We start from the raw sequence: 23,815 nt of genomic DNA on the forward strand, positions 1-23,815 counted from the left end.
CTTCGGTCTATTTGTTCGACCCGACCGGCAACAAAGGTATTACGAAAATTGCAGCGCCCAGAACGAACAGCGCGGTCAGCACATGCACCAACAGCCGGTTGATCCGCAGGAACACGAATTGCTCGATCGTGCGGCCCACCCAGAACAGCGACATGCCCAGCAGCAATGCGCGGCCCAGGGCGGTGGTTTGCAGTTCGTCGGTGTAGACGAAGCACAGCGCGGCGATGCCGAGGAAGACGTAGATCAGGCGCAGGTTGAGGATTTGTACGATGGCGCGGTCGGCGACGGTCGCGCTGCGCAGGGTGTCGCGCCAGCGGAACAGTTTCCAGAAGGCCATGTGGAATACGGCGAAGGCCAGGCTGTGCAGGCCGCCGAGGTGGATCCATGTGGTTGCGGTCATGGGTGTGGGCTGTCGGCGGTGAGGGTGATGCGATGCGCTTGCGTCGATGGTCGCTGGCGTGCGGCGGTGGGTGACGACGTAAGGGTCGGGCCTGCGATGTAGTTGCGGTGGCGCGGTCGCGGCTTGCGCCGCTCCTACAGTTTGAATCGCGGCGGCGGTCCAGTGCTTGTCAGTCGCGCTTGGGTTTCGGGGAGACGCGCATGGCGATGGTCGCGCGGAATACGGGTTCGCCGGCGGGGTTGGTGACTTCGACGTTTACGGGCAGGTCGTAGCCGCTGGCGGATTCGACGATGGCGGCGCCCGGGGTCGCTATGGCGCGCATGGTGCCTACGGCTTTCTTGAGGTATTCCACGCTCATGCCGATCGGGATCCAGCGCATGGAGTTCGGGATGCTGACGTCGGTCATCACGCCGCCGGTGAGTTCGGCGAGGTTGCACATGGCGATGGCGTGCACGGTGCCCAGGTGGTTGGTGATCGCGCGACGGTGCGGCATGGTCGCGCTGCAGCGGCCGGGTTCGAGGGATTCGAAGCGCGGGCGGATGCTGGCGAAGTAGGGGGCCTTGAAGCAGACGGCGCGGGTGAACAGCCAGTGGCCGGCGGGGTAGCGGGTCATTTTTTTGTAGAGGGTCAGGACGTTGGCGGCCATGGGTGGTCCGTTGTTGGTTCGATGCGTGATGGTGGTCGTCGCTGTGTGGTTGTTCGCGGCGGCGCTGATGTTTCGATTTGCCTATCTGCCTATCTGCCTATCTGCCTGTCGGGTAGGTGCCTTTCGTGAGTGAGTTTGTTCACACGTACTTTCCTGCCGTCATTCCCGCGAACGCGGGCTCCGCTTCACTTCGGCGAAGCCGAACATCTAGTGCCTTTATCGCAACTGCACGAAAGTCGCTGGATTCCCGCGTTCGCGGGAATGACGGTAGGAGAGAGCGTCGGGTCGTAGTTGTTTCGTGTCTTCGGTGAGGTCGCGAATACTCTTTCCGAACCAGAACCAGAACCAGAACCAGAACCAGAACCAGAACCAGAACCAGAACCCGAGCCCGAGCCCGAGCCCGAGCCCGAGCCCCGGCAACCGACAACCGACAACCGACTCCGTCGCCCCAAACCAAAACGGCGAACCCGAAGGTCCGCCGTTTCGTTCAAGCTCTCACGCGATCCATGATCCTGCGATCCGCGTTCGTGATGCGCGCCGTTACGCAGCAGCGCGCGCGTCGCTGTCGCCGTGGTTCACGTCCTGCGCGTACGGCTTGTACCCGGCCGAGCGCAGTTCGGCGGCGTCGAAGTCGTCGACGCTGATCGCATCGATCGTCATCTCGCGCAGTTCTTCCAGTTGCTTGCGCTCCTCGGCGGTGATCCAGCCTTCGCGCACGCCTTCGTCGAGCTGGCCGGGGAAGTCCAGCGCTTCGATGTCGCTGTTCTTCAGGGCCTTGAGGAACTTGCGCTCGACCGGCTCGGCCAGGATCACCTTCTGCAGATAGCTGTTGATGCGGCCGGCCGGGTTGTTCTCGCACGGGGTCAGGAACACGCCTTCGGCCAGACGGTCGCGGGCGTCGTTCGGCGACATCAGCAAGGACGCGGCGCGATGGCCCAGGCGATCGCTCGGCGCCTGCGCGCGGCGGCCCCACGGGAAGATCAGCATCCACAGCAGGTAACCGACCGGACGGATCGGGAAGTTGCGCAGCGCGCCCGACAGCGCCAGTTCGATCTTGTGCACGGCATCATGGAAGGCCCACGCCAGCAGCGGCTGGTCGCCGACCGGACGGCCCTGGTCTTCGTAACGCTTGAGCATGGCGCTGGCGATGTACAGCTGGCTCAGCACGTCGCCCAGGCGCCCCGACAGCGATTCCTTGAACTTCAGCTTGCCGCCGAGCAGCAGCATCGAGGTATCGGCCATCAGCGCCAGCGTCGCCGAATAACGGTTGAGCTTGCGGTAGTAGCGACGGGTGTAGGTGTCGCCCGGCGCGGCGCCGATGCGCGCGGCGGTCAGGCCGAACCACCAACTGCGCACGGCGTTGGAAATCGCGAAGCCGATGTGGCCGAACAGGTTCTTGTCGAACTCGCGCAGCGCCTCGGCCTTGTCGGGCAGCATCGCCGCCTTCATTTCCTTGAGCACCCACGGGTGGCACAGGATCGCGCCCTGGCCGAAGATCATCAGCGAGCGCGTCATGATGTTCGCGCCTTCCACCGTGATCATGATCGGCAGCGCCTGCCAGTTGCGGCCGGCGTAATTCTTCGGCCCCAGGATGATGCCCTTGCCGCCGTGGATGTCCATGACGTCCTTGGCGACTTCGCGGGCCATCTCGGTGCAGTGGTACTTGGCGATGGTCGAGGGCACGGCCGGGTTTTCGCCGCGCGCCACGGCCGCGGCGGTGGCCTGCGACAACGCGCTGATCGCGAACGCGTTGCCGGCGATGCGGGCGAGCGCTTCCTCGACGCCTTCGAAGCGGCCGACCGACAGGCCGAACTGCTTACGGATGCGCGCATACGCGCCGGTGACGATCGCGCCCATCTTGGCGCCGCCGCTGCCCGAGGAGGGCAGGGTGATCGAGCGGCCGATCGACAGGCATTCGACCAGCATTTGCCAGCCCTTGCCGGCATAGGCTTCGCCGCCGATCAGCTGGCTCAGCGGGATGAACACTTCCTTGCCGTGGATCGGGCCGTTCTGGAAGGTGCAGTTGAGCGGGAAATGACGACGGCCGACTTCCACGCCGGCGGTGTCGCGCGGCAGCAGCGCGATGGTGATGCCGATGTCGCGCTTGTCGCCGATCAGGCCTTCGGGGTCGTACATGCGGAACGCGAGACCGATCAATGTCGCAACCGGGGCCAGGGTGATGTAGCGCTTGTCGAAGGTCAGCTTGACGCCGACCACGCGCGCGCCGTTCCACTCGCCCATGGTGACGATGCCGAAGTCGGGGATCGAGGTCGCATCCGAACCCGCCCACGGGCCGGTCAAACCGAAACACGGCACTTCACGGCCGTCGGCCAGGCGCGGCAGGTAATGGTCTTTCTGTTCCTGGGTGCCGTAGTGCATCAGCAGCTCGGCCGGGCCGAGCGAGTTGGGAACGCCGACGGTGGAGCTGACCACGCTCGACACGGTCGCCAGCTTCTGGATCACCTTGTGGTTGGCCAGCGCGGAGAAACCCAGACCGCCGTATTCCTTCGGGATGTTGAGGCCGAAGAACTTGCTCTTCTTGATGAAGGCCCACAGGTCCGGCGACAGATCGGCATCGACGTGGGTGATCTGCCAGTCGTTGGTCATCTTGCACAGCTCTTCGGTCGGGCCGTCGAGGAAGGCTTGTTCCTCGGCGCTCAACTCTGGCTTGGGCTGCGACAGCAACTGCTGCCAGTCCGGCTTGCCGGAGAACAGCTGGCCTTCGAAACCGACCGTGCCGGCTTCCAGCGCGGTGCGCTCGGTTTCCGACAGCGGCGGCAGGATCTTGGTGTAGAAGCCCAGCAGCGGCTTGGTGATGAACGGCAGGCGGATCGCCGGGATCATCAGCGGCACCGCGATCAGCGCGACGATGACCGCGGCGACGATGACCGCGGTCGGGTTGGCGCCCAGCAACCAGCAGGCGACCAGCGCGGTCGCGGTCAGCGCGGCCCAGACCGGCAATCGCAGACGGTGGTACGCGGCGATCGCGCCGATGAAGAGAAAGGCAAGGAAGGGGATCGCGATACTCATGACGGCGCTCCGAAGGATGCGGCTGCACTCAGGCTAGTGGGGCGCGCGTGATGTCAGTGCGGAAAACCGGGGCGGCGTGTTTGCGCGAAACGCGCGTTGGATGGATCGGCCGGCCGGCATTCAAACGCTGGCATCAAACGCTTAACATACGGCCGAGTATGGAATTGCGGTTTAGTGAAGTCAACCATGATGGACCGGCTGATTTCCCCAGCCGCGCCGGAGCGGGCCCACGCGGGACGTTGGCGGACGTTTCGCCGCCAGTTGTGTTGCATCGCAGCATATTGGCGGCGTTTTCCGCCGCGGTTCCCACTAATCCCGATCCCCCAATCCCGAATCGAGTCTCTTCTTCGCCGCGTACTGTCCCCGACCATGGCGTATGGTTAAACTTGTCATCCATGAACCAGCCCGCCTCGAACAAGCCCGAGCCGAAGCTCGACACGCCGTCCGCCGATCTTCGGCCCGACGGTAAGCCCGCCGACAGATCGGCCGACAAGCCCACCGAGCCGGCCAAGCCCGAACGCAGCGGCCGGTTGAGCGCCGACGACTGGGCCCAGGCCGCGCTCGACCTGATCGCCGAGCAGGGCGTGGCCGCGGTCGCGGTCGAGCCGCTCGCGCGCCGGCTCGGCGTGACCAAGGGCAGCTTCTACTGGCATTTCCCCTCGCGCGACGCCTTGCTGGTGGCCGCGCTGGAGCGTTGGGAGAAGGTCGAGCAGGAGACCGTGTTCGGTCAGCTCGAACCGATTCCCGATCCGCGCCAGCGCCTGCGCTCGCTGTTCCACCTCGTCGCCCACGAGGTCAAATCGCACGTCATCTATTCCGAGCTGCTCAAGGCGCTGGACCATCCGGCCGTGCAGCCGGTGATCGGGCGCGTGTCCGAACGGCGCCTGGACTACCTCACCGCGTCGTTCCGCCAGGCCGGCCTGAGCCGCACCGATGCCCAGCATCGCGCGCGCCTGCTCTACGCCGCCTATGTCGGCTTCCTGCAGTTGAATCTGCAACTGCACCAGACCCGCATGCAGCACGACGAGTTCGAGGCCTATGTCGAACACATGATGGCGACGCTGATCCCCTCGTCTTGAACCGTTTTACTATCGTTTCCCCGGCTGGAGAGCAATGCCGTGAATGCACTATCGAAAGACGCCGCCCCCGCCACTGCCGTGCCGGGGAGCGCGGGCAGTCTGTTGGTCGCCCTCAACGAATGGGTCGCGCAGGTCGCCACGCTTACCCGTCCCGACAAGATCCAGTGGTGCGACGGCAGCGATGCCGAGCATCAGGCGCTGATCGCGCAGATGCTGGCCGACGGCACCCTGGAAAGCTTGAACGAGGCCACCCATCCGGGTAGCTATCTGCACCGCTCGCATCCCGACGACGTGGCCCGCGTCGAGCACCTCACCTTCGTATGCACCAACGAACGCGAGGACGCCGGTCCGAACAATCACTGGATGGCGCCGCATGAGGCGCACGCCAAGATGGATGCGCTGTTCGAAGGCTGCATGCGCGGCCGCACCATGTACGTGATTCCGTACTGCATGGGCCCGATCGATTCGCCGCTGGCGCGTTGCGGCGTGGAGATCACCGATTCGCCGTACGTGGTCGCCAACATGCGGGTGATGACCCGCATGGGCGCGCCGGCGCTGGCGCGGATCGAGCGCGAAGGCAGCTTCGTGCGCGGCCTGCATTCGATCGGCGAGCTCGATCCCGAGCGCCGCTTCATCATGCATTTCCCCGACGAACTGGCGATCAAGTCGTTCGGTTCGGGCTACGGCGGCAATGCGCTGCTCGGCAAGAAATGCCACGCGCTGCGCATCGCTTCGCATCAGGCCCGCAACGAGGGCTGGCTGGCCGAGCACATGCTGATCGTCGGCATCGAAAACCCGCAGGGCGAAACCCATTACGTCGCCGCCGCGTTCCCGTCGGCCTGCGGCAAGACCAATCTGGCCATGCTGATTCCGCCGGAAGGCTATCGCCAGGCCGGCTGGAAGGTGTGGACGGTCGGCGACGACATCTGCTGGATGCGTCCGGGTGCCGATGGCCGCTTGTATGCGATCAATCCCGAAGCCGGTTATTTCGGCGTCGCGCCGGGCACCTCGACCAAGTCGAATCCGAACGCGCTCGCGTCGATCCAGACCAACACCATCTTCACCAACGTCGGCGTCACCGCCGACAACCAGCCGTGGTGGGAAGGCCTCGACAACGGCCAGACCCCGGTCACCGATTGGCGCGGCAACGATTACGACGCGAGGAAGGGCCCCGCTGCGCATCCGAATTCGCGTTTCACCGTGTCGGCCAAGCAGTGCCCGAGCTATTCGCCGGAAGCCGAGAATCCGGCCGGCGTGCCGATCTCGGCGATCGTGTTCGGCGGTCGCCGCGCGTCCTTGGTGCCGCTGGTGTTCGAAGCGCGCGACTGGACCCACGGCGTGCTGGTCGGCGCGGCGATGGGCTCGGAAACCACCGCCGCCGCGACCGGCGCGGTCGGCGTGATGCGCCGCGATCCGATGGCGATGAAGCCGTTCTGCGGCTACAACTTCGCCGATTATTTCGCCCATTGGCTGTCGTTCGACGATGCCGGCGCGAAGTTGCCGAAGATCTTCCACGTCAACTGGTTCCGCAAGGGCGACGACGGCAAGTTCCTGTGGCCGGGCTTCGGCGACAACCTGCGGGTGATCGAGTGGATGATCGGCCGGGTCAAGGGCGAGGCCGGCGCGACCGAGACGCCGATTGGTTATCTGCCGAAGGCGACGGATCTGAACCTCGACGGGGTCAGCTTGAACGAGGAAGCCCACGCCAAGCTGTTCGGTTTCGACCATGCCGGCTGGAGCGCGGAGTTCGACAGCATCGGCGAATACCTGGGCGAGTACGGCCCGCGCATGCCGCAGGCGCTGCACGATGAGCAGCGGCGGATTGCGGCTGCGTTGAAGGGTTGATCGCTATTCCCTTCTCCCGCAAGCGGGAGAAGGTGGCCCGAAGGGCCGGATGAGGGGCTGCAAGCGCTGGTAGACCCTCACCCAAACCCTCTCCCGCAAGCGGGAGAGGGCTTCAATGCGCGGTCCGCGTGCTTCCGGGCGCCATCCTGCGTCGCTGAACTCCGCGTCAGCTCCCGCAACAACTCCGCCACCCATCCCTTAAACCCTGAGCCCCGACCCCGCATCGGACTCAGTATGCTGACCGCCGTGAACGAATCCCTAGCCGACGCCACCGTCTCGCCCGAAGCCGAGGACGATCGCGCGCTGGTCGCCGCGGCGGCCGCGGGCGGGGTCGCCGCATTCGAGGCCCTGTACCGCCGCCATGCCAGCCGGGTCCACGGCGTGATCGCGCGCCTGGTCGGTTATCACGGCGCCCGCGCCGAGGACCTGACCCAGGAAGCCTTCGTCCGCGCCTGGCAGGCGCTGCCGAACTTCCGCTTCGAATCGGCGTTCGGCACCTGGCTGCACCGCCTGGCGGTCAACACCGCGCTGATGGAGCTGCGCGGACGCCGCAGCCGGCCGCTGGAGGACAGCGACGAGGACGCCTTCGACGGCATCGGCAGCGCCGATTCCGCCGGCCACGTCACCGCGCTGTCGATGGACCTGGAGCGCGCCGTCGCCAGCCTGCCGCCGCGTGCTCGCGCCGTGCTGGTGCTGTATGACGTGGAAGGCTGGAAACATGAGGAGATCGCGGTCGAACTCGGCATGGCGGTCGGCAGTTCCAAGGCACAGTTGCACCGCGCGCGCAGCCTGCTGCGCACCCGGCTCGGAGAACAGGCATGAGCGACAAACCCCTCGATCCTCGGACCACGCCCGACGGCGAGTTGCCCGACGCGTTGCGCTGGCAATTGCGCGCGCTGCGGCGCGACACGCCGCCGGCCCGCGATCTGTGGTCCGGTATCGCCGCGCGTCTGGGCGAACAGGCGTCGCCCCAGGACGAGCCTGCGCCGGTCGACCATCTCGCACCGATCGTGGCGGCGCCCGGCGACATAGCGCCGGCCGAAGCGGCACCGATCGAAGCAGCGCCGGCGCCGCAGGTCATCGTGCTGCGTTCGCGCGAAGCCTCGCGTCCGCGCTGGTTGGCGCCGATGGCGCTGGCCGCGAGCGTCGCGGTGCTGGCGGTGGCGCTGGGCGTGATGTGGAAGGGCGGAGCGGCGGTGGATGGCACGGCGGCGGGCGATGTGGCCGCTGTTGGTGGCGCTGCCGGTCAAGATTCTTCCGCATCGACTGCTGCAGGTATTGCTGACGCCGGGACTAAGCCGGTTGATGGTCGCGCCGTTGCTCAAAATTCCTCTGCCCCAACGGACACAGGCATCGCTCACGCCGGGACGACGCCGGCTAGCTTGGTCCAACGTGAAGCCGATGGCATGACCCGCCAGTACCAAGCCGCGATGCGCGAGATCGAACCGGTGAGCCAGCAGGCGCTCGCGCTGAAGCCGGCGTTCGACGAACTCGACCGCAACACCGCGCTGATCCTCGACGCGATGGCCCACGACCCCGATTCGCGCCTGCTGCTCGAACAACTGCGCCGCACCTATGCACGTCGCCTCGCGCTGGCTCAGCGCGTGGCCTACACCTGATCCAGGAGGACGCCCCGATGATCCACTCACGTTCCCGTACCACCTCTCGCGTTCTCCGGCGTCTGCCCGCGGTCGGCCTGCTCGCGCTCGGCCTGGCCGTCGCGCTGCCGGTGTTCGCCGCGACCCCGATCAATCAAAGCCGGCCGATCGATCCGCTCGGCAGCGTCGAGATCGACAACGTCAAGGGCCTGATCCAGGTCCGCGCCTGGGACCGGCCCGAGGTCAAGATCGAAGGCTCGCTCGGCGAAGGCGTGGAAAAGCTCGAGATCGAAGGCGACCGCGAGAACCTGTCGATCAAGGTGCGCTACCCCAATCGCGGCAGCGGCATGGGCCTGCTCGCCGGCGGCGACAAGGGCGAACCGACCGAACTGCGCGTGACCGTGCCGCTGCGGGTGAAGCTGGAGATCGATGCGGTCTCGGCCGACGTCGACGTCAGCGGCGTGGCCTCGCGCGAACTGAGCATCGACAGCGTCAGCGGCGATGTCGTCGTCGCCGGCGCGCCTCGCGAGGCCGAGATCGACAGCGTCAGCGGCGACCTGCGCCTGACCCTCAACAGCGGCAAGGTCTCGGCGCAGACCGTCAGCGGCGATCTGGAACTGCGCGGGCGGCTCAACGGCGAGGTCTCGGTCGAAACCGTGTCGGGCAAGGTCGATGTGGCCACGCGCGAATCGAGTTTGAACAAGCTGTCCGGCAACTCGGTGTCCGGCGATCTGCGCGTGGCCGCGGCGCTCGCCGACGGCGGCGAGGCGTCGCTGGAAACCGTCAGCGGCGACATCCGCCTGACCCTGCCGCGCAGCCTGTCGGCGAACGTGCGCGGGCAGAGCTTCAGCGGCGACCTGCGCGCGCCCGATGCGCAGATCCAGCGGCCCAAGCACGGCCCGGGTTCGAGCTTCGAACACCGCTACGGCAGCGGCAGCGGCAAGATCAAGCTCGAGACCTTCTCGGGCGATGCGACGCTGGAACTGAACTGATCGATCCCGCGGCCGGCGCAAAGCCGGTCGCGCTGGCCGCGGCGATTACGAGCCGCATGACGGCGGTCGCCGCGCGGCCTGTGCGCCGCCGCGCCGGCAGTGTATTTTCTTCGCCAGGACGCGCATGCCGCGTCCGCTGCGCAAGCACCGCAGCGACGGCCGGCAGGGGCGCGGCCGCGACATCCAGCCCGGCGAGGACGCGGTCTTGAACGAGCAGGTCAATCAACTGGTCCAGGCCGCCGGCCTGGCCTCGCGCGCGGGCCGTTGGCAAGAGGCCGAAAAACTCTGGCAACAGGTCCGCGCGATCGCGCCGCAGCATCCGCAGGCGCTGTACAGCCTCGGCATCCACGCGTTCCAGCAGGGCGACACCCAGGGCGCGATCGAGCTGCTGCATGCCGCGCACCGTTCCGCGCCGAACGACCCGATGATTCTGTTATCGATCGGCGTGGTCCAGCGCGAACGCGGCGACAGCGCCGCCGAGTGGGAGGCGATCAGCGCCTCGCTGGCGGCCGATCCGTATTTCCTGGCCGGGTTGCTGGCCAAGGCCTCGTTCTTCGAACGCAGCGGCAAGCCGCGCGCGGCGGCGGATGCATATCGCAACGCGCTGACCGTCGCGCCGCCGCAGACGCACTGGCCGGACATGCTCAAGGAGCAGTTGCTGCACGCCAGCCGGCGAGTCGAGGCGTATCGCGAGGAGTTCGCTGAATTCCTCGCTCATCGCGTCGGCGGACCGCGCGCCGCGCTCGAGGCCGGCACGCTCGGTCGCTGGGACGAGGCGGCGTCGATCATGGTCGGCCGCAGCAAGCCGTATCACGCCGACTGCAATCAATTGTGCGTGCCGCGCCTGCCGGCGATCCCGTTCCACGATCGCTCGCAGTTCGCCTGGGTCGAGGAACTGGAAAGCCGCACCTACGACATCATCAAGGAAATGCGGGTGGTGCTGCGCGAAGAGCAGGCCGAATTCACCCCCTACATCGAGTACCAGCCCGGCGATCCGGTCAATCAATGGCGCGAGCTCAACCATTCGCGGCGCTGGAGCACCTACAAGCTGTGGAGTTATTCCAAGCCGGTCGACGAGCACCTGGCGCGTTGCCCGCAGACCCGCGCCGCATTGGAAGCGGTGGAGATGGCGGCGATCGCCGACGTCTGTCCGAACGCGATGTTCTCGGCATTGGCGCCGCATACCCATATCCCGCCGCATCACGGCGAAACCAACGCGCGCCTGGTCGTGCATCTGCCGTTGATCGTGCCGGACAACTGCCGCTATCGCGTGGGATTCGAACGGCGCGAATGGAAGGTCGGCGAAGTGCTGATCTTCGACGACTCGATCGAGCACGAAGCCCACAACGACAGCGACGAACTGCGCGTGGTGCTGATCTTCGACGTGTGGAATCCGCTGTTGTCGCTGGCCGAGCGCGAGATGGTCAACGCGATGATGCGCGCGCACCGGGATTTTTTGGCGGGTCGCTGACGGTCGTAGGGATCGTTTCCGACTTCCGACTTCCGATTTCCGATCCTCGATTTCCGATTTCCGATTTCCGATTTCCGATTTCCGATTCCCGATTCCCGATTCCCGATTCCCGAATCCCGAATCCCGAATCCCGAATCCCGAATCCCGAATCCCGAATCCCGAATCCCGAACGAAAAAAAGGCGGGCCGAAGCCCGCCTTGAATTCGACTCGGATCGTGTTTCTTATCAGAAGCGCATGGTCAGGCCGAGGGTGTAGTAGCGGCCCAAGGTGTCGTAGTACTGCGGGAAGGTGTTGCCGCTGTTGAATGCGGTATTGCCGATGTTGCTGCCGACCATCGGCGGCTTCTTGTCGGCGATGTTGTTGACGGTCAAGTTGATGCGGGCATTCCATGGCAGGTCATACGCCATGGTCAGATCGAAGTAGTCGTACGCATCGATCGAGGTGAACTGCGGCGCGAACGTGACCTTGCCTTCTTCGACGTCGATCGAGCTCAGGTGACGCCAGTTGACGCCGAGCTCGAAGTCCTTGATCGACCACACCGCGCGGAAGCTCGACTTGTAGTCGTAGATGATGCCGGCGATGGTGTTGCAGGAGATGCCGTACAGGCCGACGCACTCGCGTTCGATAGCCAGCGGGTGGCCCTTGTACTTATACGAGTCGGTCTTGGTCAGGTCCAGCGAGAAGTCCAGACGGCCCCAGTTGTCGCTCAGCGGGATGCCGTAACGCACACCCAGGTCCCAGCCGTCGGTGGTGATGCGACCGTTGTTGGAACGGTCCAGGAACGGACCGCGGGCTTCGCCGTTGACCGAGCCGTCGCCGGTGTCGCGTCCGCCCAGCATCAGCTGGCAGAACGGATGGTTGACGCTCAACGTCGGGTTGAGGCTGCGGTCGTAGCAACCGAAGAACACATCGTCGATGACCGGACGGGTGATCGCGTCCTTGATGTCGATCTTCCAGTAGTCGAGCGTCAGGGAGAACTCGTCCGTCGGCTGCCACACCAGGCCCAGGGTCTGGGTGTCGGCCTTCTCCGGTCCGAGCACCGGGTTACCGCCGGCGAAAATGTTGGCCTGGCCGGCGCTGGGCTCTTCGACGCTGCCGACGCTGCCCAACGGCACGCCCGTCAACACGCACAGGTTGGACAGGGTGCCCGGGGTGCCGGCTTCGGCCGCGTTGATCAGGTCTTCCTGGCAGGGATCGACCACCGAGTTGTCGAGCTGGGTGAACACCGGCTGGAACAGCTCGTTGATGTTCGGCGCGCGGGTCGCGCGCTGGAACATGCCGCGGAAGCGCAGGCTTTCGATCGGCGCCCACTCCAGGCCGTACTTGTAGCTGCCGTAGTCGACGTCGGTCTGGCCGGACTTGAACTGGGTGTGGCGATAACCGCCTTCGAAGTTAAGCGCGTATGCGCCGGGCTTGCCGCTGATCAGCGGGGCGATCACCTCGACATAGGCTTCCTTCAGGCTCAGGTTGCCGCGGACGTCGGGGTTGGCGCCGCCGGAACCCTGCACTTCCACCGGATCGCGCGAGGCGGCATCGGCCTGATTCATCGCGTCGACCTTGCGGCCTTCCAGACCGAACGCCAGGCCGATCGGGTACTCGGCCCACGGGCTCTTGAAGCTGTCGCCCAGGTCGCCGTTGACCGAGCCGGACCATACTTCCTGTTCGACACGCTGGGTGGCGAAGGTCAGGACTTCGAGGAATTTCTTCGCGTCCTGGCTGATCGAGCCTTCCACGCCCCACAGATTCAGCGGCACGCAGCCGCCGGTGGGATCGACGCAGTTTATGCCGTCGGTCGACAACAGAGCCTGCTGGGTGCGCGCCTTGGACAGGAAGCCGGCCGAGACGACCAGCTGATCGGCTTCGCCGTGCGACCAGTAGGCGTCGTAACGCCAGTTGTCGGTGATGTTGCCACGCACGCCGAGGGTGGCCTGGAAGACCTTGTTCTGGAAGTCGGTCGAGCGCGTGCCCAGCTCGGTGGTGCGGCGGTTGAGCGTGGTGCTGACCACGCCGGCGCTGCCGACCGAACACGGGCCGCCGGTCACGCCGAACGCGGCGCACAGCTGCTGGCGGGCCGGTTCGGGAATCAGCGGGTTGCCGATGCCCAGGTTGAAACGGCCGCCGAACAAACCGCCCGGGGCGATCTGCGAGAACACGTTCGAACGGGTGTACAGCAGCTGGGTGTAGGCCTCGGCGTGATCGTTGATTTCGTAGCGGCCCAGCGCGGTAGCCTGCCAGCGATCCAGCGCGGTCTGGTTGAAGTTGTACGGGTTGAAGTTGAACAGCGTCTGGATGCCGTCGAAGCTGCCGGTGGCCGGATTGATCTGGCCCAGGCTGCCCGCCTTGGTCGGAATCGAGGTGCCCGAACCGCCCTGCGAGCCGTCGGTGGAGTCGATGTTGAATTCGGAGAAGCTGCGCGCGCCCTGCAGCAGCGGATCGTTGTCGCTCTTGCCGACGCTGACGACCACGTTGCCGCGGCCGTCGTCGAGGTTGACGCCGAGGGTGACGTCGGTGCGGCGGCGATCGCCGTCCTGCTTGCTCGACTGGCCGTAGCTGGTGTTGACCTCGACGCCTTCGAAGTTGCGCTTGAGGACGAAGTTGACCACGCCCGAGACCGCGTCGGCGCCGTACACCGCGGACGCGCCGCCGGTGACCAGATCCACGCTTTCGATCAGGGCGACCGGAATGACGTTGGTGTCGACGACGCCGAACAGATTGAACGGAACCACTCGGCGGCCGTCCATCAGCACCAGGGTGCGGTTGTCGCCCAGGCCGCGCAGATTGACGGTGGCGCCGCCGTTGGCGCCGTTGTTGACGCCTGGGCCGATCGCCGGCGTGGCGCCCGGCAGGATCTTGAGGAAATCCTCGGCGGTGACCGGCTGATTGCGATCGATTTCTTCACGATCGACGGTCATGACCGGGCTATTGGTGGTCAGGCCCGGAATGGAAATGCGGCTGCCGGTGACCTGGATGCGATCCAGGGTGGTGGCGTCGGCTTCAGCGGGAGCCGCGGCGGGTGCCGAAGCGTCCTGGGCGGAGGCCAGTCCGGTGCCGGCCAAGCTGGTCGCACCGACGCACAACGCGAATACGATCGCGTCGCGCAGCTGGGTGGTCTTCAGGGTCATCTCTCTCTCCAAGTGTCCTGAACGAACGGGAATGCCAAGCGAATGGGGCTTGCCAAACGGCGTATAAGCAACGGCCTAAATTGGCAAAGCCGGGCCGATAGTAGACGGCTTGGGGGATTAATTAAAGTGTTGTTAAGGACTAATTAGCGTCGCATGAAGGTCTGCGACTACATTCGCCGACCACAAAAAAACACGGCCCCGAGGGGCCGTGTTGGGGTGTTGCGATACCGCGGTGTCGCTTAGAAGCGCTGCTGGTACTTGAAGTAGATGAAGCGACCGATGTCGTAGCCGCCGTAATACGCGTAACCCGAGTTCGGGTTGTCGTAGTTCGGGGCGGAGTAGTGCTCGAACACGTTGTTCGCGCCGACCGCGATCGTGGCGTTCCACGGCGCGTTGAAGCGGACCTGCATGTCGTGGAAGGTGTTCGAACCGATTTCGTTCATCGGCGTATTCGCGCCGTTGAATTCCGGAGCGGTGTAGTCAGGCAACGAGCAGCGATCGTCGAAGCTGCAGTTCTCCTTTACGCCGGAGTAGTAGCGCATGCCCCAGGTGAAGCCCCACGGACCCTTGTCCCAGCTCAGGTTGAGGTTCGAACGCAGGCGGAAGAAACCACCGAAGCCGTTCTGCTGCGACGGCACGGCTTCGCCGAGCACGTCGGTCTGCAGTTCGTTCTTGACGGTATAGCTGCTGAGCCAGGCCAGGCCGAAACGGCCCCATTGCGTGTCGATGCGGTAGTTCACGTCGAAGTCGAAACCTTCGACTTCGTTGTAGCCCACGTTGATCGGCGCGAAGATGAAGCTGTTGACACCGCCGGTCACCGGGTCGCGGGTGAAGCGCGAACGCGACGGATCCTGCTCGACGTTGCAGCGGGAAGTAATGCCACGGGTGTAGCAGTCGGCCAGCACCTGGCTCGGGCTATCGCCGGTGATGGCGTTTTCGATCTTGATGTTCCACCAGTCCAGCGACAGGTTCAGGTTCTCGACGAAGCCCGGGCTCCACACGATGCCGAAGGTCTTCGAGGTCGAGGTTTCCGGAACCAGCTGATCGTTCGAGCCCGACAGGAACGGCGTGCCGGTTTGAGTGCTCGGGCGCGGTGCGAGGCCAGTGGCGGTGTTGGCCGGCTGGCGGAAGTTCGCCGGCACGCGCAGACGCGGATCGCTGTTGCCCACGCAGGCAGCCGAGCCGCCGGAGTTGCCGAACAAGGTGTCGCAGGGATCGGTGTAGAACGAGAACGACTGGCTCAGACCGCCATACAGGTCGGAAATGGTCGGGGCGCGGAAGCCCTCGGCGTAGGTCGCGCGGACCAGCAACGAGTCGATCGGCTTCCACTTCACGCCGAACTTGCTGTTGACCGTGTCGCCGAAGGTGTCGTAGTCGGAGTAACGGGTCGCCAGGTTGACGGTCAGTTCCTTCGCGCCCGTCATGTCGGCCAGGATCGGAATCTGCAACTCGCCGTAGAACTCGTCGAGGCTGTACGAACCGCCGGTCGGACCGCTGGCCAGATCGGTCGAACCGCCGGTCTGCGACAGGGCGTCGGGCGAGAAGTTGCCCTGTTCCTTGCGGTGCTCGTAACCGACCGCCAGGCTCAGGTCACCGGCCGGCAAGGTCGCCAGGGTGCCGCTGAAGTTCACGAAGTAGTCGGTGGTCTTGGTCTTACCGACAGCCTGACCGTTCTGGTACAGGTACTTCTGCACGTTCGGGTCGTTCAGGCCATTGGCGCCGGCATAGCCGAACGGCAGCAGCGGGTTCCACGGGGTGCACTGGCCGCCGCCGACGCCCAGGGCGATCGGATTGGCCTGCGTGCCGCACTGGACCTGACCCTGCGCGTTGAGGAAGGACGGGCCGACCGCGCGACGCACGTTGGCGACGTTGAGGTTGCCGGTGCTGATCTGGGTGGCCTTGTTCTCGTTGAGCAGATAACCGGCATCCCAATCCCAGATCTTGCCTTCACCCAGTTCGAACGAGCCGCTGAACGCACCGGTGAAGCGGTAGGTGGTCAGGCTGTTGCGGACCTGGCGCGGTACTTCCCAGCCACGACGCACGAAGTGCACGGCGGTGGGGGCGGTGAGGAACGGCGGAAGCGGCCCGGTCCTTTGATTGCCAAGCGGGTTGTAGTAACTGTCGATCGACAACGGGGTGTTGAAGCCCGGGGCGAGGACGGCGGACTGGAACGGATAGCCGGCGTTCTGCGCGAAGGAGTCGCGGTCGTTGTACTGGATGTCGGTGTCGAAACGCAGCCAGTCGGTGATGTCGTAACCGGCGTTGACGAACAGCGACTTGCGCTCGATGCCGCTGTACACGGTCGATTGCGAGGACGGCAGCGAAACGTCGGAACCGTTGCGGGCGCGGAAATTGCGGGAGTCGCGCAGATCCAGGCCGGCGTTTTCGCGGGCCAGGAAACGCGGAGCGCTTACCGGCAGGCCGCTTGCAGGATTGGTGGGGCCCGTGGCGCGAAGGCCGGTCCAGGCGTCGACCGGATTGCCGGCGGCGTTTCGACCGACCGGCGCCAGCAGCGCGCCCCATTGGGTGGTGCCGGAGAATACGAAGTCGCGCGGCTCGCTCTTCGGACCGGTGGGCGCGCCCGCCTGCGAGAACCAGCGATCACGCGCCCAAACCGGATCTTCCTTGGAGTACTCGGCGCCGACCGTGACCGAGCCGCGGTCGCCGGTGAAGCCGATGGTGAAGTCGTAGCTCTGACGGGTGCCGTCGCCCTGGCCCCACTGGCCGATGTAGGCGTTGGCTTCGGCGCCTTCGAAATTCTTGCGGGTGATGATGTTGATCACGCCGGCGATGGCGTCGGAACCGTAGATGGTGGACGCGCCGTCCTTGAGGACTTCGATGCGTTCGACCATGCCCGACGGGATCGAGGAAACGTCCTGCAGACCGTCGTTGGTCGCGCCCAGGCGCTTGCCGTTGACCAGCACCAGGGTGCGGTTGGCGCCGAGGTTGCGCAGGTCGATGTAGTAACCACCGACGGATTCGCCCGAGGACAGCGGCGAGGTGCGGCTGATCGCCGGCGAGCCGGCGGCGGTGATGTTCTGCAGGATGTCGGCGACCGACTTGTAGCCCTGCTTCTCGATCTCGGCGCGGCTGATCTGAAGAACCGGGGCGGCGGTTTCGACGTCGACCTGGCGGATGCGCGAACCGGTCACTTCGACGCGATCGAGCGTGGTGGCTTCCTTGCTGCCGGTTTCCTGGGCAAACGCGGCGCCCGTGCCGACCAGAGCGGTGCTACTCACCGCAAGAGCGAAGGTAATCGCGTCTCGCAGCTGGTTGGTCTTCAGGATCATTTCGGTCTCTCTCTCTTCAAAGGGCCTGATAAGCGGATATCGATATGCAAGGTTGGCCGGAGAGTGCAAACAAAAACCCCTCATCCCGACTAACCGCGGCCCGGATACTAGTCACCTCATTTCGATAATTAAAGTGTCGTTAAAACGCCATGTGCGCATACGTCGCATCAAGTACGTACTAAATACATTTTCAATATGTAATCGAGTGGAGATTCGACTTATAGAAAATATGTTTTTAGTGATTTTTAAATGTATTTGAGTGATTTTTTGGCACAAAAAAAACGGCCCCCGAAGGGGCCGTTCTTGTGAAGCGGTACCGCAGTGTTGCTTAGAAGCGCTGCTGGTACTTGAAGTACACGAAACGGCCGATGTCGTAGCCGCCGTAGTACGAGTAGCCCGAGTTCGGCTGGTCGTACTGCGGAGCGGCGTAGTGCTCGAACACGTTGTTCGCGCCGACCGCGATGGTGGCGTTCCACGGCGCGTTGAAGCGGACCTGCATGTCGTGGAAGGTGTTCGAACCGATTTCGTTCTTCGGCGAAACCTGACCGTTGGTGTCCGGCGCCATGTAATCCGGCAGCGAGCAGCGGTCGTCGAAGTAGCACTCTTCCTTCACGCCGGAGTAGTAACGCAGACCCCAGGTGAAGCCCCACGGACCCTTATCCCAGCTCATGTTGAGGTTCGAGCGCAGGCGGAAGAAGCCACCGAAGCCGTTCTGCTGGCTCGGAGCGCCTTCGCCCAGGATGTCGGTCTGCAGTTCGTTCTTGCTGGTGTAGCTGTTCAACCACGCGACGCCGAAGCGGCCCCACTGCGTGTCGAGACGGTAGTTCACGTCAAAGTCGAAACCTTCGACTTCGTTGTAGCCCACGTTGATCGGCGCGAAGATGAAGCTGGTGATGGCGCCGGTGACCGGATCACGCGTGAAGCGCGAACGGGCCGGATCCTGTCCGGTGTTGCAGCGCGACTCGATGCCGCGGGTGTAGCAGTCGGCCAGCACGCGGGTCGGGCTGTCGCCGGTGATCGCGTTTTCGATCTTGATCGACCACCAGTCCAACGACAGGTTCAGGTTTTCGACGAAGCCCGGGCTCCACACGACGCCGAAGGTCTTCGAGGTCGAGGTTTCCGGAACCAGCTTGTCGTTCGAACCCGACAGGAACGGCGTGTTGGTCTGCGTGCCCGGGCCCGGGGCCAGGCCCGAAGCGGTGTTGGCGGGCTGACGGAAGCCGGCCGGCACGTTCTGCAAGCAGCGGGCATTGCCGGCGGCGTCGCCGAACAGGGTGTCGCAGGCGTCGGTGTAGAACGAGAACGACTGGCCCAGGCCGCCGTACAGGTCGGCGATGGTCGGGGCGCGGAAGCCCTCGGCGTAGGTCGCGCGGACCAGCAGCGAGTCGATCGGCTTCCACTTCACGCCGAACTTGCTGTTGACCGTGTCGCCGAAGGTGTCGTAGTCGGAGTAACGGGTCGCCAGGTTGACGGTCAGTTCCTTCGCGCCCGGCATATCGGCAAGGATCGGGATCTGCAACTCGCCGTAGAACTCGTCCAGGGTGTACGAGCCGCCGGTCGGGCCGGTGGCCAGATCGGTCGAACCGCCGGTCTGCGACAGGGCGTCGGGCGAGAAGTTGCCCTGTTCCTTGCGGTGCTCGTAACCGACCGCCAGGCTCAGGTCACCGGCCGGCAGGGTCGCCAGGGTGCCGCTGAGGTTGACGAAGTAGTCGGTGGTCTTGGTCTTACCGAGCGCCTGACCTTCCTGGTACAGATACTTCTGCACGTTCGGATCGTTCAGACCGTTGGAGCCGGCGTAGCCGTACGGCAGCAGCGGGTTCCACGGGGTGCACTGGCCGCCACCGACGCCCAGCGGGATCGGGTTGGCGGCGGTGCCGCACTGGACCTGGCCCTGCGCGTTGAGGAACGACGGACCGACCGCGCGACGCGTGTTGGCGACGTTGAGGTTACCCGTGCTGATCTGGGTAGCCTTGTTCTCGTTGTACAGATAACCGGCGTCCCAATCCCAGATCTTGCCTTCGCCCAGTTCGAACGAACCGCTGAAGGTGCCGGTGAAGCGGTACGAGGTCAGGCTGTTGCGGACCTGACGCGGCACTTCCCAGCCACGACGCACGAAATGCACGAAGGTCGGAGCGGCGACGCCAGCCGGCAGAGCGCCGGTGCGCTGGTTGCCGACCGGGTTGAAGTAGCTGTCGACCGACATCGGGGTGTTGAAGCCCGGCGAGAGGACGGCGGACTGGAACGGATAGCCGGCGTTCTGCGCGAAGGAGTCGCGGTCGTTGTACTGGATGTCGGTGTCGAAACGCAGCCAGTCGGTGATGTCGTAGCCGGCGTTGACGAACAGCGACTTGCGCTCGATGCCGCTGTACACGGTCGACTGTTCGGCCGGCAGCGAGACGTCCGAGCCGTTGCGGGCGCGGAAGCTGGAGATGTTGCGCGGATCCAGGCCAGCGGTTTCGCGGGCCAGGAAGCGGGCCGCGCCGAGCGCCGGGGTGCCGTTCGGCAGGGTGGCGCCGGTCGGGATCAGCAGCGCGCCCCACTGGGTGGTGCCGGAGTAACCGTAGTCACGCGGTTCGCTCTTTTCGCCGGTCGGGAAGCGAGCGATCGAGAACCAGCGGTCGCGGGCCCAAACCGGATCTTCCTTCGCGTATTCGGCACCGATGGTGACCGAACCGCGGTCGCCGGTGAAGCCGATGGTGAAGTCGTAGTTCTGACGGGTGCCGTCGCCCTGGCTCCACTGGCCGATGTAGGCGTTGGCTTCGGCGCCTTCGAAGTTCTTGCGGGTGATGATGTTGATCACGCCCGCGATCGCGTCGGAACCGTAGATGGTGGACGCGCCGTCCTTGAGGACTTCGATGCGTTCGACCATGCCCGACGGGATCGAGGAAACGTCCTGCAGACCGTCGTTGGTCGCGCCCAGACGCTTGCCGTTGACCAGCACCAGGGTGCGGTTCGGGCCGAGGTTGCGCAGGTCGATGTAGTAACCACCGACGGATTCGCCCGAGGACAGCGGCGAGGTGCGGCTGATCGCCGGCGAGCCAGCGGCGGTGATGTTCTGCAGGATGTCGGCGACCGACTTGAAGCCCTGCTTCTCGATGTCGGCGCGGGTGATCTGAAGAACCGGCGCGGCGGTTTCGACGTCAACCTGACGGATGCGCGAACCGGTCACTTCGACGCGGTCAAGCGTGGTGGCGTCCTTGCTGCCGGCCGTGTCTTGCGCGGACGCAATGCCCGTGCCGACCAGGGCGGTGGTACCCACTGCGAGAGCGAAGGAAATCGCTTCGCGGAGCTGGGTGGTCTTAAAGGTCATCTCTCTCTCTCCGAGTCTGTCGTGTTGTACCCGTGGACTCACTGGCGGAGTCAATGCAAACGCCAAATCCAGCAAGTTGGCCGGATCGTAACTGCACAGGCACAAAAATTAAAGTGTTGTTAAGCATTAAATTTCACTTAAGTACGACAACCAGGCACTTGGAAGGCATCCAAACGTTTGCTGACTTTGGCGTATGGATGAGTGGCGGGCCTTTCGGGGCCGGCAGTTAACCTCAGGTTGAGAGACGGCAGGCGAGGGGCGGAGGACTTTCGAGGTCGCCTGTGCGATGGGCGATCCAGCCCGGCCAGGAGGTGCCACAGAGGCGCGGCCCTGCTTGCTTCCGGGCACGCAGAGGCCCGCTTCAGGTTTGATCGTGTGGCTGCCCGCGGACCTGCTTTTCCCGGGCAATCGTTTGTTTTCAAGGGTTTCGGCGACTGGCGCGCTGGACGTCCCGGCCTGGATGCGCGGGCACCGAGAGAGCTTGTGGCGACCCCGGTCGGGCGCGTTCGACAGAAGTCAGCGGCGGTCGATCAGGCGCTCGGCCGTGAATGGCCGGGCCCTGTTTATGTTGCGGTGCACAATGGGCGTTGACGCCGAGACAGGCGCTCGCAATGCAGAAGGATGGGCCCAACGCAAGGCTCATTAGACACGTCAAAAGTGCCAGGTACGGATGAGTTTGACAGGAGCTTCATAGGTGGACTGAAGGCACATCCAGACGCCCTGACGGGTGCCGCTGCTCGACCTGTTTCTGGTTCGGGCTGGCGATCCCGCCTTGCCATGCGCCGGTTGGCTGGATTGAAGGCGCTTGAATCGGGCCGCCGTGTGAGGGCGCGCGGCGCTCAATCGTGTCGGCCAGTGATCGAGGGTCGATGGCGAGGCGCTGGGGTGACGCCGAAGTCTGGCCTTGTGAGGCAGGCAGTCACGCGCCCGCAGCCGCTATATAAGGCCGGACGGGCAAACAATCAGTGGGAACAACTATGTGGGGGAGCAACTATAAGGAGCGGGTGCGAGACGCACCCCGGGATCACAGATCCTGCTCGTATCGAACGTAGGGCACGGTGCCCTCGTCTTTCTCGCCGTTGCCGGGGGCGAACGGGTTCTTGCCGCGGGTCACGACGTTTTCCGCGCCGACGGTGAGCTGGCCGCTCCAGGGCGTACGCCAGGTCAGGCCGACGCCGAGGCCTTCCCACTGGCCCGGCTGACCGGGGGTGTCGACCACGCGGCCGACGATATTGGCGCCGAAATTGCCGATGCCGGCGCCGATGGTGATGCTCTTGCTGCTCCAGCGATCGGCCAGGCCGGGCATTTCGCCGGCCGGGATCAGCTTGGCGCGGGCCCAGGTGCCGCCGATCGAGACCATGGCCTCGCGGCCGATGTTCTTCTGGCCGTAGACGGTCAGGGTGTTCTGATCGACCCGGCTGTTGCGATTGTTGGGGCTGAGCCAGCCGGGCAGGGCATCGCGGCCGCTGCCGATCGCCACGCCGACCTTGCCGCCGGGCCGGCTGAGGCTGGCGCCCGCGGACAGTTGCCGGTTGTTGGCATGGTCGTCGTCTTCGTCGAGGGCGGCGAGCAGGCAGTGATTGGCGAGATTGCCGATCGCGCCGGCCAAGCCGGTCTTGCGATCGCAGACCAAGCCCAGGCCATCGCCGCCGTCCAGGCCGAGGGTCGCGTCGAAGGTGTTGGCGCCGGACTTCCAGCGCGCGCCGGCGGCCTGTTTTTCGGCCGGTTCCAGCTGCAGCACGTATTCGAGCTTGCCGTTGTTCTGGTTCCACACCGGCAGGTAAGTGGTATCGCGCTTGGTCTGCGCATGCGCGCCCGTTGCCACGCCTAGGGCGAGCAGCAGGGCAAGCGGCAATGAGCGCAGATGCTTGGGCATACCTTGAGTGTGTGGTTGAGCGCGGACTGACGTTAAGACCGGATGAAGCCGGTCAAGTTCCCCATTTCCTTGGCGCCGACTATAGCCGGTTTATGTTTATTTAACAATCTGAAAACGGTCCCAGATCGGCACTCGACAGGCTCACTGTACTCGCTGCGGAGCCTGCATTTGCACGGCAGCGGCAGCGAACAGGTCGGCAATTTGGTTGCGATCGAAACCATAGCGCTGGCCGCAGAACTCGCAGCGGATGTGGGCCTCGCCGTCGGCGGCGTCGACTGCGGCATCGGCCTCCTCGCGGCCGAGCGAGACCAGCATCGCCTCGACCCGCTCGCGCGAACACGAACAGGCGAACGCCAGCGGCTTGTCGCCCAGCAGCTGCACGCCGTCCTCGTGGAACAGACGGTTCAGCACGGTCGCGGCCGGCAGGGTCAGCAGTTCGTCGCTGCGCAGGGTGTCGAACAGGGCACCGGCGCGGATCCAGCCGTCGTCGTCGCCTTCGTCGCCGGGCAACTTCTGCAGCATCAGGCCGGCGGCCCGGTGTTCGTCGGCGACCAGCAGCAGCCGGGTCGGCAATTGTTCGGACTGGCGGAAATAGCCCTCGAAGGCGCCGGCCAGCGAATCGGACTCCAGCCCGACCAGGCCTTGGTAGCGGACCGGATCGCGGCCGTGCAGGCCGGGGTTTTCGATGGTGATCGCGAGCATCGCATCGGGGCCGAGTTCGCGCAGGTCGCGCGAGACCTCGCCGCCGTCCTCGGACAGCTGCACGATGCCGCGCAAGGTGCCGGCCGCGGTGCATTCGGCGAACAAGGTGCGCAGGGCGCCGTTGCCGCGCAACTGCACCGACAGGCGGCCGTCGACCTTGGCATGGCCGGTGAACAAGGCCGCCGCGGCGACCGCTTCGCCGAGCAACTGCGCGGCCGCGGCCGGGTACTCGGCGCGTTCGCGGATCTGCCGCCAGGTCTCGTGCAGGTGGACATGCACGCCGCGCACGCCGGCCGTTTCGATCATGAAGCGGGTCAGGCGGTCGGTCTCGCCGGCCGTGTCGGCGCCGGAGGCGGTGGTTGCGGCGGGATGGGCGTCGGTCATCGTCGTACTCTGGCGGCTGCGGCGCGTATCGCGCGCATTCCGAAGCCAGCGGCTTCGGCATCGCGGATA

14 protein-coding genes are annotated in these 23,815 nt (G+C 65.2%); 6 read left to right on the forward strand and 8 right to left on the reverse strand.

Annotated features, from left to right (window positions below; all coding sequences use genetic code 11):
* Positions 1 to 7: 7 nt before the first annotated feature.
* The 3 genes from IEQ11_RS05350 to IEQ11_RS05360 all read right to left on the reverse strand — a co-directional run bounded on the left by IEQ11_RS05350 (position 8) and on the right by IEQ11_RS05360 (position 4,076).
* The gene (locus tag IEQ11_RS05350; protein WP_191822991.1) at positions 8 to 400 is read right to left on the reverse strand and encodes a hypothetical protein; all 393 of its coding nucleotides are present in this window, start codon (positions 398 to 400) and stop codon (positions 8 to 10) included.
* 169 nt (positions 401 to 569) lie between these two features.
* Positions 570 to 1,046, reverse strand: a complete 477-nt coding sequence (locus tag IEQ11_RS05355) for a hotdog fold domain-containing protein (protein ID WP_191822990.1) — start codon at positions 1,044 to 1,046, stop codon at positions 570 to 572.
* A 540-nt stretch (positions 1,047 to 1,586) separates the two neighbouring features.
* Positions 1,587 to 4,076 carry an acyl-CoA dehydrogenase gene (locus IEQ11_RS05360; protein WP_036114461.1) on the reverse strand — a complete coding sequence of 830 codons (2,490 nt, stop codon included), beginning with the start codon at positions 4,074 to 4,076 and terminating at the stop codon, positions 1,587 to 1,589.
* A 395-nt stretch (positions 4,077 to 4,471) separates the two neighbouring features.
* Between IEQ11_RS05360 and IEQ11_RS05365 the strand changes: the two genes are divergently transcribed.
* From IEQ11_RS05365 to IEQ11_RS05390, 6 genes are all read left to right on the forward strand, one after another.
* Positions 4,472 to 5,155 carry a TetR/AcrR family transcriptional regulator gene (locus tag IEQ11_RS05365; RefSeq protein ID WP_082124145.1) on the forward strand — a complete coding sequence of 228 codons (684 nt, stop codon included), beginning with the start codon at positions 4,472 to 4,474 and terminating at the stop codon, positions 5,153 to 5,155.
* A gap of 39 nt (positions 5,156 to 5,194) precedes the next feature.
* Positions 5,195 to 7,000, forward strand: a complete 1,806-nt coding sequence (locus IEQ11_RS05370) for a phosphoenolpyruvate carboxykinase (GTP) (protein ID WP_247024726.1) — start codon at positions 5,195 to 5,197, stop codon at positions 6,998 to 7,000.
* 234 nt (positions 7,001 to 7,234) lie between these two features.
* Positions 7,235 to 7,822 (forward strand): RNA polymerase sigma factor, encoded by a 588-nt coding sequence (locus tag IEQ11_RS05375; protein WP_036114457.1) that lies wholly within the window; start codon positions 7,235 to 7,237, stop codon positions 7,820 to 7,822.
* Positions 7,823 to 7,863: 41 nt separating this feature from the next.
* A complete protein-coding gene (locus IEQ11_RS05380) occupies positions 7,864 to 8,619 on the forward strand; it encodes a hypothetical protein (protein WP_191822989.1) in 756 nt (251 codons plus the stop codon).
* Between the two features lie 17 nt (positions 8,620 to 8,636).
* Positions 8,637 to 9,590, forward strand: coding sequence for a DUF4097 family beta strand repeat-containing protein (locus IEQ11_RS05385; protein WP_051547872.1), 954 nt, complete (start codon positions 8,637 to 8,639; stop codon positions 9,588 to 9,590).
* A gap of 124 nt (positions 9,591 to 9,714) precedes the next feature.
* Entirely contained in the window at positions 9,715 to 11,061 is a 1,347-nt protein-coding gene (locus tag IEQ11_RS05390; RefSeq protein WP_191822988.1) for an aspartyl/asparaginyl beta-hydroxylase domain-containing protein, read from the forward strand.
* A 225-nt stretch (positions 11,062 to 11,286) separates the two neighbouring features.
* On the opposite strand, the gene IEQ11_RS05395 is transcribed toward IEQ11_RS05390, so the two are convergent.
* The 5 genes from IEQ11_RS05395 to hslO all read right to left on the reverse strand — a co-directional run bounded on the left by IEQ11_RS05395 (position 11,287) and on the right by hslO (position 23,746).
* Entirely contained in the window at positions 11,287 to 14,184 is a 2,898-nt protein-coding gene (locus IEQ11_RS05395; protein WP_191823793.1) for a TonB-dependent receptor domain-containing protein, read from the reverse strand.
* 239 nt (positions 14,185 to 14,423) lie between these two features.
* Positions 14,424 to 17,474, reverse strand: coding sequence for a TonB-dependent receptor plug domain-containing protein (locus tag IEQ11_RS05400; RefSeq protein WP_057920898.1), 3,051 nt, complete (start codon positions 17,472 to 17,474; stop codon positions 14,424 to 14,426).
* A gap of 328 nt (positions 17,475 to 17,802) precedes the next feature.
* The gene (locus IEQ11_RS05405; protein ID WP_096413738.1) at positions 17,803 to 20,784 is read right to left on the reverse strand and encodes a TonB-dependent receptor plug domain-containing protein; all 2,982 of its coding nucleotides are present in this window, start codon (positions 20,782 to 20,784) and stop codon (positions 17,803 to 17,805) included.
* 1,024 nt (positions 20,785 to 21,808) lie between these two features.
* Positions 21,809 to 22,624: an XOO1806 family protein gene (locus tag IEQ11_RS05410; RefSeq protein ID WP_187313401.1), complete on the reverse strand. Its 816-nt coding sequence runs from the start codon at positions 22,622 to 22,624 to the stop codon at positions 21,809 to 21,811.
* Between the two features lie 177 nt (positions 22,625 to 22,801).
* A complete protein-coding gene (gene hslO, locus IEQ11_RS05415) occupies positions 22,802 to 23,746 on the reverse strand; it encodes an Hsp33 family molecular chaperone HslO (protein WP_082723533.1) in 945 nt (314 codons plus the stop codon).
* Positions 23,747 to 23,815: the final 69 nt, after the last annotated feature.

Source organism: Lysobacter capsici (assembly GCF_014779555.2).
GTDB lineage: Bacteria > Pseudomonadota > Gammaproteobacteria > Xanthomonadales > Xanthomonadaceae > Lysobacter > Lysobacter capsici.

Bases quoted from the DNA above. Each gene is read 5' to 3' on its own strand.
- IEQ11_RS05360 (WP_036114461.1), bottom strand. From the start codon at position 4,076: ATGAGTATCGCGATCCCCTTCCTTGCCTTTCTCTTCATCGGCGCGATC.
- IEQ11_RS05375 (WP_036114457.1), top strand. From the start codon at position 7,235: ATGCTGACCGCCGTGAACGAATCCCTAGCCGACGCCACCGTCTCGCCC.
- IEQ11_RS05385 (WP_051547872.1), top strand. From the start codon at position 8,637: ATGATCCACTCACGTTCCCGTACCACCTCTCGCGTTCTCCGGCGTCTG.
- IEQ11_RS05405 (WP_096413738.1), bottom strand. From the start codon at position 20,784: ATGACCTTTAAGACCACCCAGCTCCGCGAAGCGATTTCCTTCGCTCTC.
- IEQ11_RS05390 (WP_191822988.1), top strand. From the start codon at position 9,715: ATGCCGCGTCCGCTGCGCAAGCACCGCAGCGACGGCCGGCAGGGGCGC.
- IEQ11_RS05365 (WP_082124145.1), top strand. From the start codon at position 4,472: ATGAACCAGCCCGCCTCGAACAAGCCCGAGCCGAAGCTCGACACGCCG.
- IEQ11_RS05355 (WP_191822990.1), bottom strand. From the start codon at position 1,046: ATGGCCGCCAACGTCCTGACCCTCTACAAAAAAATGACCCGCTACCCC.
- hslO (WP_082723533.1), bottom strand. From the start codon at position 23,746: ATGACCGACGCCCATCCCGCCGCAACCACCGCCTCCGGCGCCGACACG.
- IEQ11_RS05350 (WP_191822991.1), bottom strand. From the start codon at position 400: ATGACCGCAACCACATGGATCCACCTCGGCGGCCTGCACAGCCTGGCC.
- IEQ11_RS05400 (WP_057920898.1), bottom strand. From the start codon at position 17,474: ATGATCCTGAAGACCAACCAGCTGCGAGACGCGATTACCTTCGCTCTT.
- IEQ11_RS05395 (WP_191823793.1), bottom strand. From the start codon at position 14,184: ATGACCCTGAAGACCACCCAGCTGCGCGACGCGATCGTATTCGCGTTG.